The organism is Xanthomonas cucurbitae, from assembly GCF_002939885.1.
In the GTDB taxonomy this organism is placed as follows: domain Bacteria; phylum Pseudomonadota; class Gammaproteobacteria; order Xanthomonadales; family Xanthomonadaceae; genus Xanthomonas; species Xanthomonas cucurbitae.
Genome location: NZ_MDED01000016.1, coordinates 68,228 through 83,986 on the forward strand (window position 1 = coordinate 68,228; position 15,759 = coordinate 83,986).

Annotated in this window: 14 protein-coding genes; 7 read left to right on the top strand and 7 right to left on the bottom strand. The window is 66.7% G+C overall.

Translation table 11 applies throughout. The features are described 5' to 3' along the window. Positions 1–130 precede the first annotated feature (130 nt). Positions 131–2,722 (top strand): TonB-dependent receptor, encoded by a 2,592-nt coding sequence (locus XcuCFBP2542_RS10320; RefSeq protein ID WP_249027639.1) that lies wholly within the window; start codon positions 131–133, stop codon positions 2,720–2,722. 10 nt (positions 2,723–2,732) lie between these two features. Next, on the top strand, positions 2,733–3,518 hold the full coding sequence (locus XcuCFBP2542_RS10325; RefSeq protein ID WP_104603483.1) for a DUF1868 domain-containing protein: 786 nt from the start codon (positions 2,733–2,735) through the stop codon (positions 3,516–3,518). A 267-nt stretch (positions 3,519–3,785) separates the two neighbouring features. Here the strand turns inward: XcuCFBP2542_RS10325 and XcuCFBP2542_RS10330 are convergent, their stop codons facing one another. Together XcuCFBP2542_RS10330 and XcuCFBP2542_RS10335 are read right to left on the bottom strand one after the other, a co-directional pair. Next, on the bottom strand, positions 3,786–5,147 hold the full coding sequence (locus XcuCFBP2542_RS10330; protein ID WP_104603484.1) for an MFS transporter: 1,362 nt from the start codon (positions 5,145–5,147) through the stop codon (positions 3,786–3,788). 191 nt (positions 5,148–5,338) lie between these two features. Next, positions 5,339–5,890, bottom strand: coding sequence for a YdeI/OmpD-associated family protein (locus XcuCFBP2542_RS10335; RefSeq protein WP_104603515.1), 552 nt, complete (start codon positions 5,888–5,890; stop codon positions 5,339–5,341). Between the two features lie 200 nt (positions 5,891–6,090). Here XcuCFBP2542_RS10335 and XcuCFBP2542_RS10340 point away from each other — a divergent pair, with 200 nt between their 5' ends. Further along, a complete protein-coding gene (locus XcuCFBP2542_RS10340; RefSeq protein ID WP_170066978.1) occupies positions 6,091–7,356 on the top strand; it encodes a phospholipase D-like domain-containing protein in 1,266 nt (421 codons plus the stop codon). A 23-nt stretch (positions 7,357–7,379) separates the two neighbouring features. On the opposite strand, the gene XcuCFBP2542_RS10345 is transcribed toward XcuCFBP2542_RS10340, so the two are convergent. After that, complete coding sequence (locus tag XcuCFBP2542_RS10345; RefSeq protein WP_104603485.1) at positions 7,380–7,907, bottom strand: CcdC protein domain-containing protein; 528 nt, start codon at positions 7,905–7,907, stop codon at positions 7,380–7,382. A gap of 231 nt (positions 7,908–8,138) precedes the next feature. On the opposite strand from XcuCFBP2542_RS10345, the gene XcuCFBP2542_RS10350 reads away from it, so the two are divergent. Then, positions 8,139–8,345 (top strand): hypothetical protein, encoded by a 207-nt coding sequence (locus tag XcuCFBP2542_RS10350; protein WP_104603486.1) that lies wholly within the window; start codon positions 8,139–8,141, stop codon positions 8,343–8,345. After that, positions 8,332–9,444: a type II toxin-antitoxin system RelE/ParE family toxin gene (locus XcuCFBP2542_RS10355; protein WP_104603487.1), complete on the top strand. Its 1,113-nt coding sequence runs from the start codon at positions 8,332–8,334 to the stop codon at positions 9,442–9,444. Before XcuCFBP2542_RS10350 ends, XcuCFBP2542_RS10355 begins: the two co-directional genes overlap by 14 nt. A gap of 208 nt (positions 9,445–9,652) precedes the next feature. On the opposite strand, the gene XcuCFBP2542_RS10360 is transcribed toward XcuCFBP2542_RS10355, so the two are convergent. After that, a complete protein-coding gene (locus tag XcuCFBP2542_RS10360) occupies positions 9,653–10,153 on the bottom strand; it encodes a hypothetical protein (protein ID WP_425478024.1) in 501 nt (166 codons plus the stop codon). Between the two features lie 541 nt (positions 10,154–10,694). Between XcuCFBP2542_RS10360 and XcuCFBP2542_RS10365 the strand changes: the two genes are divergently transcribed. After that, on the top strand, positions 10,695–12,311 hold the full coding sequence (locus XcuCFBP2542_RS10365) for an alpha/beta hydrolase (protein WP_104603489.1): 1,617 nt from the start codon (positions 10,695–10,697) through the stop codon (positions 12,309–12,311). A 10-nt stretch (positions 12,312–12,321) separates the two neighbouring features. Here the strand turns inward: XcuCFBP2542_RS10365 and XcuCFBP2542_RS10370 are convergent, their stop codons facing one another. Beyond that, on the bottom strand, positions 12,322–12,723 hold the full coding sequence (locus XcuCFBP2542_RS10370; RefSeq protein ID WP_104603490.1) for an antitoxin Xre/MbcA/ParS toxin-binding domain-containing protein: 402 nt from the start codon (positions 12,721–12,723) through the stop codon (positions 12,322–12,324). 307 nt (positions 12,724–13,030) lie between these two features. On the opposite strand from XcuCFBP2542_RS10370, the gene XcuCFBP2542_RS10375 reads away from it, so the two are divergent. Then, positions 13,031–13,486: a hypothetical protein gene (locus XcuCFBP2542_RS10375; protein WP_167526790.1), complete on the top strand. Its 456-nt coding sequence runs from the start codon at positions 13,031–13,033 to the stop codon at positions 13,484–13,486. Between the two features lie 236 nt (positions 13,487–13,722). On the opposite strand, the gene XcuCFBP2542_RS10380 is transcribed toward XcuCFBP2542_RS10375, so the two are convergent. After that, positions 13,723–14,202 (bottom strand): nuclear transport factor 2 family protein, encoded by a 480-nt coding sequence (locus XcuCFBP2542_RS10380; RefSeq protein ID WP_104603517.1) that lies wholly within the window; start codon positions 14,200–14,202, stop codon positions 13,723–13,725. 433 nt (positions 14,203–14,635) lie between these two features. Then, positions 14,636–15,529: a pseudouridine synthase gene (locus XcuCFBP2542_RS10385; protein WP_104603492.1), complete on the bottom strand. Its 894-nt coding sequence runs from the start codon at positions 15,527–15,529 to the stop codon at positions 14,636–14,638. Positions 15,530–15,759 lie beyond the last annotated feature (230 nt).

Sequence of the window (15,759 nt, forward strand, 5' to 3'; positions counted from 1 at the left end):
AGGTCAATTTGATCGACCTGCGGCCACCGCGTTGGGGCCGCCCGACAGTGCGGATCGTGCCTTGCGTCTTTTTCATTCCTCGTTCTCTGGTCCCCTTGGGTCCGCTCCAGCCCGCATCCCACAGCGTCGCATGGTGTCGTACGCGCTGGGCATGGCCGTGGTGGGCTGGATGCAGGCGCCGGCGCCCGCCGCCGCTGCGCCCGCCGATGCCGCAGCGCAGACCCTCGATGCGGTGCAGGTCCGCACCTCTTTCCAGTCGCAGAACACGCGCGCCATCGCCACCAAACAGGCCGCGCCCACCATCGTGGATTCGGTCGCCGCCGACAGCATCGGGCAACTGCCGGATTTCAACGTCGGCGATGCGCTGCGCCGCGTCACCGGCGTGAGCACCGTGGAGTACCAGGGCGAGCCGCGCTATGTGACAGTGCGCGGCCTCAACGGCAACTACAACAGCATGCTGATCGACGGCTTTGCATTCGCCAGCAACGACATCGGCAGTCGTCAGGCCCTGATGGATGTGCTGCCGGCGAACTTCGTCGACCGCATCGATGTGGTGAAGTCGCTGCTGCCGGAAAACGACGGCGGCGCGATCGGCGGGGTCACCAACCTGGTCACCGCCACCGGCTTCGGTCGCCCGGACGGCCTGCTGACCGCCTCGGCCAAGGGCGGCGCCAACCTGATGGGAAGCCGCTATGGCGGCCTTACGCCGGTGGGCGAAGGCGAGCTCAAATGGGGCAGGCGCTTCGGGCGTGACGGCACGTTTGCATTCCTGGGCGCAGCCAGCGTTTGGCACCGCGAGATCTCGGTGCCGCAGCAGGAAAACGGCGGCGCCCTGAACTGGTACAACGCCGACGGCACGCGCGCGCCGGTGCCTTACGGCGGGGTCGGTGACGCGGTACCGAGCGAACGGCGCTGGTACAACTACGACAACACCCGCGAGCGCCGCGGCCTGACCGCGCGCGTGGATTGGCAGCCCGACGGCCCGCTCAGCGGCCATGTGTCCGGATATGCGTTCCGCCAGCGCGAGGCCTCCAACCGCGCCACCCAGGCTGCGCAGGTCCAGAACAGCGCGCGCCTGACCCGCACCGGCCCGCAAAGCGGCACGCTGGACAACCTCAACCAGCTCGTCGAGCTGGGGCAGTTGCGCTGGAAGCGCGGCCTGTCCGGCATCAACGGCGAACTGCTGGCCGAACTGCCGGCGCAGTGGCGCGGCGCGCTGCGCGCAAGCACCTCGCGTGCCACGGTGGACAACCCGCAGACCTGGGATCGCTTCCAGCAAAACCGCCTGGCCTATGGCTTCGACTGGAGCGGCGAACTGGCCGCCTTCGCGCCAGTGAGCCCAGCCCTGACCGAGGATCCCACCCGCTACGCCAACCTCAACCACCAGCAGGAGCGCACGCGCTACGCCGAGCGGGTCAACGACCTGCAACTGGAGTTCAGTCGCAACATGGACGAAGACAGCCAGGGGCTGGGCCTGGCCTGGGGCCTGCGACAGGTGCGCACGCATATGCAGACCGCATTCCAACGCACCACCTGGAGCGGGTTGCCGTATTCGCTGGCCGATGTGCTGGGTCCCCCGACCTGCGCCCTGGGCTGCACCACGCAGATGATGACCATCGACCCGGCATTGGCCGACGCACGCTGGGATGCGGTTGCTGGCCAGGCGCGCGGGGTGCCAGACACTACCGCGCAGAATAGCGGCAGTTACGCCGTCGACGAGCAGGTGCGCGCTGGCTTCGCCCAGGCGCAGTGGCGAGACGAACGCTGGCGTCTGGCCGGTGGCGTGCGCCTGGAGCAGACCCGCTTCGACAGCACCGGCCAGCAGCTGAGCGGTAGCGTGTGGAGTCCGGTCGGCGCGGAGCGCACCTACCGCACCTGGCTGCCGTCGCTGGCCGGCCAGTGGCAGACAAGCGCCAATGGCACCTTGCGTGTTGGCGCTTCGCGCTCGATCGGGCGCCCGAGGCTGGACCAGATGGCGCTCAACGGCGGCGTGCTCACACTGGGCAGTACCCAGCCGACGCTCAACCAGGGCAACCCGGACCTGCAACCGCGCCGCTCGCAGAATCTGGACCTTGGCCACGACTGGACCTTCGACGACGGCGGCAGCCTGCTGTCGATCGCGCTGTTCCGCAAGACCATCGACAACGAGATTTTCCGCTACGGCCAGTTGCAGGAAATCGACGGCCAGCAGGTGCTGGTCACCCAGCCGCGCAACACCGACCACCCGGTGCGCATGCGCGGCGCCGAACTCGGCGCGATCAAGGAACTCGGCCCGTGGCTGCCCGCGCTTGCCGGGCTGTCGGTCGGGGCCAATGTGACGTTCCTGCACGTGGACTACCCGGTGGTGCTCGGCGATGGCATCCGCACCACGCTGGACGTGCTGCCGCAGCAGCCCAGGCAGTTGTGGAACCTGACCCTGAATTACGCCAGCGGGCCGCTGCGCAGCACGCTGGCCTGGAGTCGCACCGGCGAGCTGTGGGACGACCGCTACCCCAACTACAGCAGCCAGCAGGAGTTCTATCGCAACCGCTACCAGCAACCGCTGGACCGCCTGGACCTGAAACTGGCCTGGGATATGTCGCCCATGCTGGCAGTGAGCCTGGACGTGCTCAATCTGGCCGGTCAGGGCTACCAGTACCGCATCGGCCGCAATCAAGAATACGTGCAATCGGCCTGGAAGATGGCGCCCACCGTGATGCTCGGCATCAGCGTCAAACTCTGAGAAAATCCCTATGTCGTCGTTTCTGGACACACGCATCAGCCGCCGGCATCTGATGGCCGCCACCGCCAGCGCCGCGCTGCTGACCAACGGTCTGCCTGCGCTGGCCAACACACCGCCGCTGGATGTGGGGCGCAAGTTTTTGCGCTCGCGGCGGCCGATGGCATTTGCCGGCAATACCTTCGTTGGTCATCTCGAACAACAGGGCGACGGCTACGACAGTTTCGACCACGTGCTGGATATCTACCGCGAACTGCCCGAGCACCGCTTCGCGAACAAGTTCGCGCTGCTGCCGCCCAGCAGTTATCACGTGACCTTGCTGGGCGGAGTCAACGAGAGCGACCGCGCCAGCGGGCCATGGCCCGGCGATCTGACGCGCGATGTGGCATTGAGCGAGATCCATGCCGATTTTCTCGCGCGGCTGACGCAGCGCACGGCAGCGCCGCTGGGTGCGTGCAGTTTTGTGGTGAATCCGGCTGCGGCAAAGACCGGCAACAACAACAACCTGCTCATCCCGCTGCGCCCTGCCGATACGCAGACCGCACAGCGCCTGGAAGCCACCCGCCAGGGGCTGATGACGCTGACCCGCCTGCAGCGCCCGGACTACGTCAATTTCCAGTTTCATATCTCGTTGGCCTACCTGTGCGAAACGCTCGATAGCGCAGAACGGGCGGCCTATCGCGCCGCAGTGGGCGACTGGCTCAAGCGGCTCGCGGCCGCAGGCCCGATCACGATCCCGCGTTTTCACTTTTGCACGTTCGCGGATATGGACGCGTTTCGGACGGTGCGGGAGGTGTGATGTTGGGGAGTCGGGAATCGATGCGCGGATTGAGTGTCGGAGCTGGTGCCTGATTGATCGCGGTTGCAATGAAATAGATGCATGAGCATTGTGACGATGCGGTTGTCACCCTCCCTCCCGTTACGAGAGCAGCTGTCTGGCTCACTTGGCTGTAGCGGACCCTGTGATCTCGCACCTATGCGTGGGGGATGACCAGCAATGTGGCTATCGGCGCGACCAGTGACGACCTTGCCGAATTTGCCGCTCTCGCACAGCTGACGAGCAACCTCACCGCACGCGCTTGGACATCGCCGCTTCATCGTCCAGCCAGTTGCTGCCCTTGTTGGTCAGGAAGAACAGGTAGACCACCAACGACACCGCGATGACCGCGGTTGCATAGATCACGAATTCGCTCACATGGCCGGTCTTCAACGACGCCTGGTACAGCAGTGGCGCCGTGCCGCCGAAAGCGGAGTTCGCCAGCGCGTAGCCAAGCCCCACGCCCAACGCGCGCACGTGAGTGGGGAACAGCTCTGCCTTCACCACTGCATTGATCGAGGTGTAGCCGGTCAGGATCACGAAACCCACGGTGAGAATCGCAAATGCGCTCAGCCAGTCGGTCTGCCTGGGTAGCTCGGTCACCAGGAACCAGGTGTACAGCACGCCGCCGATGCCGAAGAACACCAGCAAGGTCTTGCGACCGACGATATCCGACAACCAGCCGCCCACCGGCTGCATCAGCATCAATACCGTCAAGGCGACCAGGTTGATGATGGTGCCGGCCATCACGTCACCGCCGGCGAAGGCGGTCTGGATCATCTTCGGGCCGGTCACCGAGTAGGTGTAGAACGCAATCGTGCCGCCGGCGGTAATCAGGAAGCACAGCAGCAACGGGCGCCACTGGTTGACGAACAGCTCGTGCAGCGAACCCGATGCCTTGGCCTTGCCGGTGCGCGAATCGGCGATGGATTCCGAGCTCAGCGACTCGTCCATGGTCCGGCGCAGCCAGAACACCACCAATGCGCCGATACCACCCAGGCCGAACGCCACGCGCCAGCCCCACGCCGACACCTGCGAGGCATCGAAGAAATGCAGCATCACCAGCAACGTGGCCTGCGCCAGCACATGCCCGCCCACCAGGGTGACGTAATGGAACGAGGACAGGAACCCGCGTCGCCCCGGTATTGCCGCTTCAGACATGTAGGTGGCACTGGTGCCGTATTCGCCCCCGGTCGCAAAGCCCTGCAGCAACCGCGCCAGCAACAGGATGATCGGCGCGGCGATGCCGATCGTGGCGACGGTGGGCGTTATCGCAATCACGAACGAACACAGCGCCATCATCGACACCGAGATGGTCAGCGCCAGGCGGCGCCCAAAACGGTCGGCGAAACGGCCGAAGTACCATGCGCCGATCGGCCGCATCAGGAAGGTCATCGCGAAGATGGCCCACACGAACATGGTGGCGTTCTTGTCCTCCTTGGAAAAGAACTGCGATTCGAAGTAGGTAGCGAACACCGAATAGACATAGACGTCGTACCACTCGACCAGGTTACCGGCCGACCCCTTGAGCGTATTGGACACCGAACGGCGAAGGCTGCCGGGCGCTGCGGCAGAACCGGCGGCGATCGGAGACGATGGGGATGCGCTCATGCGGTCAGAACCTCTTCGGTGGGACAGCCTGGGAGTATAGGTGCGCGCTTGGGTGGGGCATGTAAGCATTTCGGCGTAGGCAGGCGCCGCGCAAGCCGCCAGTCCGTGTGCAGCGTGCAATGGAAAACGGCCGAGCTGCAGCCTGCGCGGCCCTCATTCCACTGCAGTCTCCAAGGCTTGCACGTGACGCTTCAGCTCGCTTTTGGCGTCGGCGCGGTCAGCGATTTGCTGTACATCCCGGAGCGGTCGAAGCAGCACGCACGGCGCTTGCCGGACGCCAGCATGTCGCAGGCGGTGGCGATGCGCTTGACCCGCGTGTCGGCCTTCTTGCCCGACACGACCCAGAAGATCCAGTCGCGCCGCGCCAGCGCGGTGATGTCGTTCCAGGTCGCACGCGCGGCCGGCTGCGCGGCCAGTGCAGCCTGTAGATCATCCGGCACCGCCGGCTCGGGTTCCACGTCCACCGACGTCATCTGCACTGCCACCCTGTCACCGGCAGCCACGCCGGCTGCCTGTTGCAAGGCTTGCTCGACCTTCAGCCAATGCCCGCCCCGCCCGTCGGGTTCAAGCGTGGCCTGCAACGGATACCCGGCAAATGTGCCGGTGACGGTCACCATGCTGCGCGTGGGCAGCTTGTTGCTTGCCGCCGCAGGCAGCTGCAGAAACAGCCACGTGGCCGCCTCAGGCGCTGCAGGTTCCAGCAGCGTGGCCTTGCAGCGAACGGTGGCAGCGACCTTGGGCATCTGCGGACGATAGCACTGCACCTGCCGGAGCCATGTCGCCAGCCACATCGATCGCGCCTGGCATCCCGATGCCCGCCGGTAGGTGGCACGCAATCGCACCACTCCAACGGCCGCCTTCCCTTCACGACCCCCATGCCGCCCGCCCTGCCAGACTGCCCGCCGTTTGTGCCCGCAATGGCGGGGAAATCGGAGTGGGATGCATGATCTGGATCATCGTGGCCGCCGTGGTCGTCACCTTGCTGGTGGGGCTGCTGTTGCTCAACTTCGCCACGCCGGAGAAGAAGCTCCAGCACATTGCCAAGCACCTGTACGACGTGGCCCACCCGCAGTTCAAGCGCGAAATGTCGGTGCTGCTGGGCCCGGCCATCCTGCCTGGCAATCGCATCGACGTGCTCAACAATGGCCACGAGATCTTTCCGGCCATGCTGGCCGCCATCCGCAGCGCCCAGCACACCATCACCTTCGAAACCTACATCTATTGGTCGGGCGAGATCGGTCGCGAGTTCAGTGATGCGCTCTCCGAGCGCGCCCGCGCCGGCGTGGCGGTGTGCGTCACCATCGACTGGGGCGGCAGCCTGAAGATGGACCATGCGCTGGTGGACACCATGACCGACGCTGGCGTGGAGGTGCATCGCTATCGGCCGCTGGCCTGGTACAACCTGCACCGCGTCAACAACCGCACGCACCGCAAGCTGCTGGTGATCGATGGCCGCATCGGCTTCACCGGCGGGGTGGGCGTGGCCGACCAGTGGATGGGCGATGCGCAGGACCCGGAGCATTGGCGCGACACCCACTACCGCATCGAAGGCCCGGTGGTGGCGCAGGTGCAGACCGCCTTCAACGACAACTGGATCAAGACCACCGGCCGCGTGGTCAACGGCGCGCAGTACTACCCGGCGTTGGAGCCGGCAGGCGACAGCGATGCGCAATTGTTCGTGGCCTCGCCGGCCGGCGGCAGCGAGAGCATGCACCTGATGTACCTGGTCGCCATCGCCGCCGCGCGCAGCAGCATCGACCTGGCCGCCGCGTACTTCGTGCCCGATGCACTGATTATCGGTTCGCTGCTGGACGCGCGCCGCCGTGGTGTCGCGGTTCGTGTGCTGCTGCCCGGCAAGCATATCGACGCGGTGTCGGTGCGGCTGGCCTCCAAGGCCAGCTGGGAGCCGCTACTGCAGGCCGGGATCGAGATCCATGAGTACCTGCCCACCATGCTGCACACCAAGCTGCTCATCATCGACGGCCTGCTGGTGTCGGTGGGCTCGACCAACTTCGACATCCGCTCGTTCCGCCTCAACGACGAGGCAAGCCTGAACATCTACGACCGCACCCTGGCTGCGCGCATGACCGAGGTGTTCGAGCGCGACCTGCAACGTGCGCAGCGGTACACCCTGGAGCGCTGGCGCGCGCGGCCGCTGCGGCAGAAGCTGGGCGAGAAGCTGGTGTTGCCGTTCCGCTCGCAGGTATGACCGCGCCGTGTCGGTGACGGCGGCTAGCGCGCCGCCCCCACCGGACCTGCCTGCAGCCGCAGCTGGCGCAGACGCCACCACAGCCCGGCGATATGCACCAACGCATACAGCACCAGTGCCGCCGCGATGCCCAGGGTGAGCGGGCTGGCCTGTGATCCAGCCGCCGCTGCGCCGGTGGCGAAGGCACTGGTGGCCCAGCGCCACGCCAGCCGGCCCAGCAGCACCAGCATCAGCGCCGCGCCGATCCACGGATTGGGCGTGTACCAGCCGCGGCCCTCTCTCCATTCGGCATGCGTATAGCGCAGCGACAGTGCGCCCAGCCCGCTGCCGGCCAGCGCCCCCACCGCGATCCCCAACCGCACCTGCGGCAGGCCGTAGAGCGCAAACCCCAGTGCCGCCGCCAGGATGAGCAGGGCCGCGACCCGCACCCCGGTCGCCAGCGGTTTCCACGGCTGGCGGCCAAAGCTGCGCCGGATACGCCGGTAATAGAGCAACCCGATGGCGGCCATCGATAGGTACGGCATGAACGGAGCGATGGCATGGGCGTGCATGGCGCGATCCTGGCGAAGTGGCCCTTGCATGATGAAACCCGGCTACGCCACCGACAAGATGCCAAGTGTCACCTCCTGCGGCCCGGCATGCGCCGGCGCGTGCCCTGCGCTGGCGTCGCTCGCCACCGTCGCCACCGCCGGTGAATGGCACGCGTGCGCGCCGGCCCGTGCCACACGCCAATCAATGCCACGGCGGTAGACTTGCCGACAGTACTCCCCCACCGCCGTGCCATGTCCGCCATCAAGCAAGACGCCCATACGCTGATCGACACGCTGCCCGACACCGCAGGCTGGCAGGACGTGGTGCGCGCCGTGGACGCTGCCCGGTTCCGGGCGTCGGTGCTGGACGGCATTGCCGCCGCCGATCAGGGCGCCTTCGTCGCACCGGCGCAGCTCACCGCACTGTTCGCCGGATGGGGTGTCGATGTTGCGGCGTGAGTGGACCGTCCCGGCCGCCAAGCAGCTTGCCCACGCCCAGGATCACTATCACGCGCTCAACCCGGCCGCTGCCGCCGCGATGGCGCAAAGGGTGCTGGAGGCGACCCGCACGCTGGCCGAGCAACCCGGGCGCGGCCGTGCCGGCCGGGTACCGGGCAGCCGCGAATGGGTGGTGACGCAAACCCCGTACGTGCTGGTCTACCGAGTGCGAGAAGGCGCCCTGCAGATCCTGCATGTCCAACTCGACGCCCACGACTGGCTGCCGCGCAGCGAACCGCTGCTCGAACGCCTGGAACCGTGGATCGCCGCACTGATCAGCGCGCTGCTGCATGTGCTGATGCTGCTGATCCTGCTGTCGGCCTCCACGCCCACCGTGACCCCGCCGCAAGGCTCGGCCAGTGGTGGCCGCACCAAGGTGGATTTCGTCGGCGATACCGACCAACCGCAACAGCCCACGCCATCCCCCACTCCCACGCCGCCATCGCAGACCCCTGCGCCGGTGCAGCCGCCGCCGGCCGCCTCGCCGGTGCAATCCACGCTGGTGCAGAACGCCAGGAACCCGGTGCCACCGCAGGGCAACACCCGCCGCGGCAGCCTGACCGAGCAGCGTCAGACCCGCCCGGTGCAGCGCCCCACTCCGCTGCGGGCACCGGCAGACCCCTCATCGCCGCCGCAGCGCCGCCCCGAGACCTGGACCGGGCGCCCGCCGGGCATGCTGGACGAACCGGCCGATGCCGCCGAAGAGGGCACCTCGTACACGCCCACCATCAGCCAGGGCCGCCGCAACGACCGCAGCAACGCCCAGCCCAGCATGGATATCGGCGGCTACCAGGTCTATTACGACGTGCGCAGCGAAACCCAGCTGCGGGCATGGAAGGAACAAGGCATGCAGGAGATCGCCATCATCCTGCCCGGCACCCAGCAGCGCATGGTCTGCCCGCTGGAGGTCGCGCTCAAGCGCGGCTCCAGCAAGTGCCGGTTGCTGCCGCCGGACTCGCCGGAATTGAAGACCATCGGCGATGCGCGCGAGGTCATCAACATGATGGAGGTCTACCGCCAGGGCGAACCAGTGTGGCGCGGCCCAGGGCCATATCGGTAAGTTGGCGGCGCCTGGGCGGAGTTTGCAGACGCTGCGGCGCTGGATGAGCGCGCTGCCGAGGGTGGCTACGCGCCTGCGCTTGCCGTCAGTCCACGCAACTCCACCCGCCCGGAAACCAGAGACTGGATGTTTTTCCGGCCAGCGCAACGACCGACTGCGTTGAAGCAGGCTCCAACGCAGTCGGCAATCGTGTGCGGCGTGGCGACGATCAGCGGCCCTGGTCTTTTCCTAGCTGTGTCCCCAGCGCACCCTTGAAGGGCGCCGGATCACTGGTGACCAGGCAGTTGTAGTTCTTGTCGCTGTTGAGCACCAGGACGGACGACTTCGGCCCCTTGAAGTCCAGCCCGATCGAGAACAGCACATAGGTGTTGGGCAGCACGGTCGGTCGAAATGCACCGAACGCATACTCGCCGGACAGACCCAACGGGGACAGCGGCACCGTGAGCATCAGCGGCTGTGTCGCCACAGGTGAGGGAAGCGACGAGGAGGCCGTCATGATCTTGGACTGCGCATTGATGGAGTAGCTGGTCGTGACCACCACGCCCAGATACTTGGAGCCCGGCGCCGACACCTGCTTGCGACAGGCCGCGATATTTTCCGGATTCTGATCCGGCTGCCCGGTCTGCAGCGTGGCAAAGACATGGCTCAACGTGACCGATTTCTTTCCGGTGACAGGCGCCTCCGCGGCCTGCGCGCAGAACGTCGCCATCAGCATGAAAAGACTGCACATCGCAGCTGCACTGCGACCGGTTGTCTGATGCATCATCGTGATCTCTCCTCAGGATTGATTATGTGGTGCAGCGATGACCAGACACAGCTGTTTGTCCAGCGACGGCATGTGTCTTGCCCGGCATTCGGCGCTGCACGCCCGTACATCGGTCAACAGCGAATGGTTATCGGCCTTCGACATCGTCCTGCTTATCCCCATCCGCTCCAGGCAGACGCCATTGGCGTGGTGCTGGTGCGTTGATCTTGAATCGGCGCGCAGCGCAAACACGGCAATTCGTCTCAGCAGCGCCGTTATGTGACGCGCTTGGTATTCAGGCGCGCGGCAACGCCGAGGCACAACCTATCCACTCCAGAGGTTCCCAGTGCACGCTACTTGCCGGCAACCGGCATGGCCTTGCGACAGCTGCCAGGTCGGATACGTCAACCGAATCTCGTGGTTGACGCACGGCCTGGTCGGGAACTGGGTAGAGTCTGCAGAGCATTGACTCCTCCAACCTTCTGCTGCGCCGCCAAGGATCCGCATGTTCTCGCACCATCTCGCCCCCCGCCTTGGCCTGGTCGTCGGCCTGTTATGCGCCTGCGTCGTCCATGCCGCCGATCCGGCACCGGCCCATCGGCTGTTGCGTGTCACCTTGGGCGGGGCATCCGACCAACCTGCCTCTGGGCGGCTGCTGGTGTTCGCCACCCTGGCCAAGGACGCGCAGGGCCAGGCCAAGAACGGCAAGGTGGACGCGGTGGATACCAGCCCATTCCGTCCCAGCGCAACGGCGGTGGCCGCGCAGGAAGTCACCGGCCTTGCGCCCGGTGGCAGCGTGCAGATCGACCTGGACGCCGTCGCCTTTCCCAGCGGGTTTTCCACCCTGCCGGCTGGCGCGTACCTGCTGCAGGCGGTGCTGGACCCGGACCACAGCTACAGCTACATCGGCCGCGATGGGGGCGACCTGCTGAGCGCGGTCACGCCGGCGACGCTGGGCAAGGCCGGGCCGCTGCCCACGCTGACGCTGAGCACGCAGGTCCCGCTTTCCGACGACCCGTGGCAGGTCTCGCCGCGCGCGCCACAGGCGGTGCGCGATGCCGTACCCGAGGCCAGGTTGCACAGCGCCGACGCCTCGGTGGTGAGCCCGGCACTGAGCGCATTCTGGGGCCGGCCGGTCTCGATCCGCGCCCGCGTGCTGACCCCGCCGGGCTACGACGGCAAGGCGCGTGCACGCTATCCCACCGTGTACGTCACCCACGGCTTCGGCGGCAACTACAACCGCTTTGCCGGCTGCATCGCCGAGACCTGGCGTGCGATGGCGGACAGACAGATGCCACCGATGATCTGGGTGTTTCTGGACCAGGCCACGCCCACCGGCACCCACGAGTTCGCCGACTCGGTCAACAACGGCCCCTGGGGCACTGCGTTGACCGAAGAGCTGATCCCCGCGCTGGAGCGCCAGTACATGATGGATGGCAAGGCCAGCGGCCGGTTCCTGAATGGCCATTCGTCCGGCGGCTGGGCCACGCTGTGGCTGCAGACGCGCTACCCCAGCCTGTTCGGCGGCACCTGGTCCACCTCACCCGATCCCAGCGACTTCCACGACTTCACCGGGCCGGATCTGTACGCGCCCAATGCCAACGTCTACCGCCGCCCCGATGGCAGCCCGTTTCCGTTGATCCGCGACCAGGGCAAGGTATTGGCCGACCTGAAAACCTTTGCCAGGCTCGAACGCGTGCTCGGCCCGTACGGCGGGCAGCTCACCTCGTTCGAATGGGTGTTCTCCCCACGCGGCGCCGACGGCCGCCCCATGCCGATGTTCGACCGCGACACCGGCAAGGTGGACCCGGCCGTGGTGGCCTACTGGCGCACCCATTACGACATTTCCGCCCGCGTGGCCGCGCACTGGCCCGCGCTCAAGCCGGACCTGGATGGCAAGATCCACCTGATCGTCGGCACCGCCGACACGTTCTATCTGGACGGGTCCGCACGCCGATTCCAGGCCGTGCTGGACGGCCTGGGCGCCAACAGCGACTTCCGCTACCTGCAAGGCCGCACCCACTTCGATCTGTACAAGGAGGGCGAAGACAACAACGCCCTGATGAAGAAGATCGCCTGGGAGATGTACGCCGTGGCGCGGCCGAAGCAATCGCCGCGATAGCGGGCGGTGCTCAGGCCGAGCGCTTGGGTGATTCCCACTCCAGGCGCTGCCTGAGCACCAGCAGCAGCACCTGAAGCTGGCCGGCACGGATCATGACGGCGGGGATCTGGCCGTCCAGCGCACTCATGGGTTCGCGGAACCAACGGATCACCGCATCGTTGTTGCCGCCGTTCAAGGCCCAGGCATGGCAGACGATCTCGCCCAGGTTCTCGATGCCGGCGCGGCCCAGTCGCTTCAGATGCTCGGGCGTGAAGGCGAACAGCGACAACACCCGTTCGGCATCGGCAGCCTTGCCCTGCTCGCCCTGCATCTGATCGTTGTGCGCGGTGCTGTAGCTGGCCCCCTGGGCGCGCAAGGCTTCGGCACGCCGCATGCCGGTGAGCAGTGATGCAATCAGGTCGGCGTGTTCCATGAGACAGTCCGGCAGTGTTATAGCGCGCACGCTATCTGCACGGCCGTCGCGGCTCAATCGGGAGTCTCCCGACAGCGGGTGACGCGGTCAGCGGGCTACCTGCCGCCGCATCCGGCCTGCAGCGCTGGGCGACCATCGTGCCTTGCGCCAGCGTGCGACTTGCCTTGCCTGGTATCCCCTCGCCGATGCACGGTGCCTGCCATCGGCCGCGCTTAACAACACAGTTGCTAGGATCCAGGCGCGTCACTGGCAGCAGCACCGCGTGGCCGGGCTGCGAATGGAGTGTCATCACATGAGGAGTTGTCAGATGCCCTGGAAATCCGCTCTCGCCCTGCTTGCCCTGTCCGCCGCCGCACTGCCGGCGCTGGCCCAACCCGACCGCCAGGTCGTCGAGGACATGCTCACCCGCTCGGCCAACGTCTGCCCCGGCCATAGCACCGACCGCACCTCGCCCACCGTCAAGGCCGTGCCCGTGGGCGCGCTGCGGGTAATGCTGGAACGCGGCCTGGTCATGTGCCCTGATCGCCGCCTGGACGCCGCTGCGCCGGCGGTGTTCTACGGCCGCCTGGGCGTGTTCGCCTGGAACCCGGAAGTGCCCGCCGCCAAGACCGTGATCGTCCAGCAGATCGGCACGATGACCCGCAACGAGGACTACCCCGTCGAGACGCTGGTGTGGGATGCCAAGGGCACCGCGCTCAAGCAGCAGACCGTGCCGATGTTCGAACCACGGCCCGGTGCGGCGGTGTTGTACAAGCTGCGTTGAACACCACAGCCGGGCGCAGTGGCCACGCGCGCCAATCCAACTGCTGCGCCCGCCGCTGCGGCTGATAATGCGCTCGCGCCGAGCGGTGATCTCATGCTACGCGCTCACCCGCAACCGCGGTGGGCCATCCAGTCGATGAACTGACCACTGCGCACGTTCACCCGTAAAGTTCTCGATCCAGCCTGTCAGGCGCGCGTCATCCACAGGGTCGGCGTTAGCCGCCGCCGACCGCCTGCTCAAAGCCCCAGCTCGGACAGTCCGGGATGTGCATCGGGCCTGCGCCCGAGCGGCCAATGGAACTTGCGCTCGGCCTCCTGGATCGGCAGGTCGTTGATGGCCGCAAAGCGCGTGCGCATCAGCCCGTCGGCGTCGAATTCCCAGTTCTCGTTCCCGTAGGAGCGGTACCAGTTGGCGGAGTCGTCGTGCCATTCGTAGGCATAGCGCACCGCAATGCGGTTCTCGCTGAAGGCCCAGAGCTCCTTGATGAGCCGGTAGTCCAGTTCCCTGGCCCACTTGCGTTGCAGGAACGCCTGCACCTGGTCGCGGCCGCTCACGAATTCGGCACGATTGCGCCAGCGCGTGCCGGTGCTGTAGGCCTGGGTGACCTTGGCCGCATCGCGGCTGTTCCAGCCGTCTTCGGCCAGGCGCACTTTCAGCAACGCGGTGTCGTGGGTGAATGGTGGCAACGGTGGGCGGGACACTACGGGCGATGACATGGCAGAACTCCTCGGAAAGTCAGGACGCAACAGCGCGCTGCCCAGGCAACATCTCGGGCGGTGGTGGCAGGGGACGTACCGCCAAACACCAGGGGCCACGGCAATGGCCCCGTCGATCAACACCAGCAGCTGCTGCGCCAGCGCGTCCGGGTTCGGCCTGCCGGCCGCGACCACCAGGCCGTGCAGAGAGTCTTGCAGGCGCTGCGCGCGCGCGGGCAGCCACCCGGACCACATGGTCTGGATCGCCGGTCTCGCCGGCCGCAGTTGTAGAACGCGCGTTCTCGGTTGTCAAAATCGGGGGACGGATCCGCGTCGAGATTTGGTCAGCGCCATTGCTGTCTTCCCCGTCGGCGCCTGGCAGCAACCTGCGCCGTCGAATCTCCAGGATCAGGCAGGCATCGAACATCTCGGCACCGTGCAGGGGCGCGCCGCATCACCGATTCCCGGGTGCAACCGTCGCGGTGAAGTGCCTGGGCTCACCGCTGACCGGATCATCGAAGGCCAGGGTGTGCGCGAACAGCTGCAGCGGGTGTTCCAGATCGTCGGACCTCTGCGTTTGCAGCTCCGGGTAGAAGCGGTCGTGCAGGATCGGCGCGCCCAGTGCGGCCATGTGCACGCGTAGCTGGTGCTTGCGCCCGGTGATCGGTTCCAGCCGATATGTCCATGTGTCCGCGTTGCGCGCCACGACATCGATCCGCGTGTCGCTGTTGGCCTCACCTGTGCACTCGCGCATGCGGAAGAACGGCTCGCCCGGCTCCAGCCGGCTGCGATGCCGATACGGAAACGTCAGGGTCGGCAACGGCGGTGCCACCGCCAGATAGTGCTTGCGGATGCGCCGTTCGCGAAACAGCGCCTGGTAGATCCCGCGCGTGGCCGGGTTGGCCGAGAACAGCACCAGCCCGGCAGTGTCGCGATCGATGCGGTGCAGCGGCACCAGGAACGGATTGTCCAAGCGCCGCATCAACCGCGCCAGCAACGTCTGCCGCACGTACTGGCCGGCCGGAACGACCGGCAGGAAATGCGGTTTGCACGCCACCACCACATGCGCATCGGCATGCACCACTGTTTCCGACGCCGCGATGACGGGCTCGTCCACCACCTCGCGGAAGTAATAGATCTCCGCGCCAAGCCGATACGGCGCGTGGACATCCAGCACCTGTTGCTGCGCATCCAGCACGCAGCCCGCAGAAAAACGCTGGCTCCATGTGGCGGCATCCACCTGCGGAAAACCGGCACACAACGCCTCCAGCACGGTGCGCCAGGGGCCGGGTGGAAGCTGGAACCGGCTGGCGGCAATGCCATCGCGGACGGAGCGGGGAACAGGCATGGCGCAGCGAACGGGCAGTGCGGCAAAGGAGCGCGCATCGTACCCTGCCGATTTCCTCGGCAACCCTGGCCACACCCATCCTGCCGGACCGGACAGGCGTGCCGGAGCCAGCCCGCTCGCATCCTCGCAGACCGCCACGCCGGCAATGTACGCTGGCGCCAGCGGAGATCGCGGCGCCAGCGCGCGCGGCAAGTGTTTGCGCGTGCGCTGGCTATCGACCGTGGCGCGTG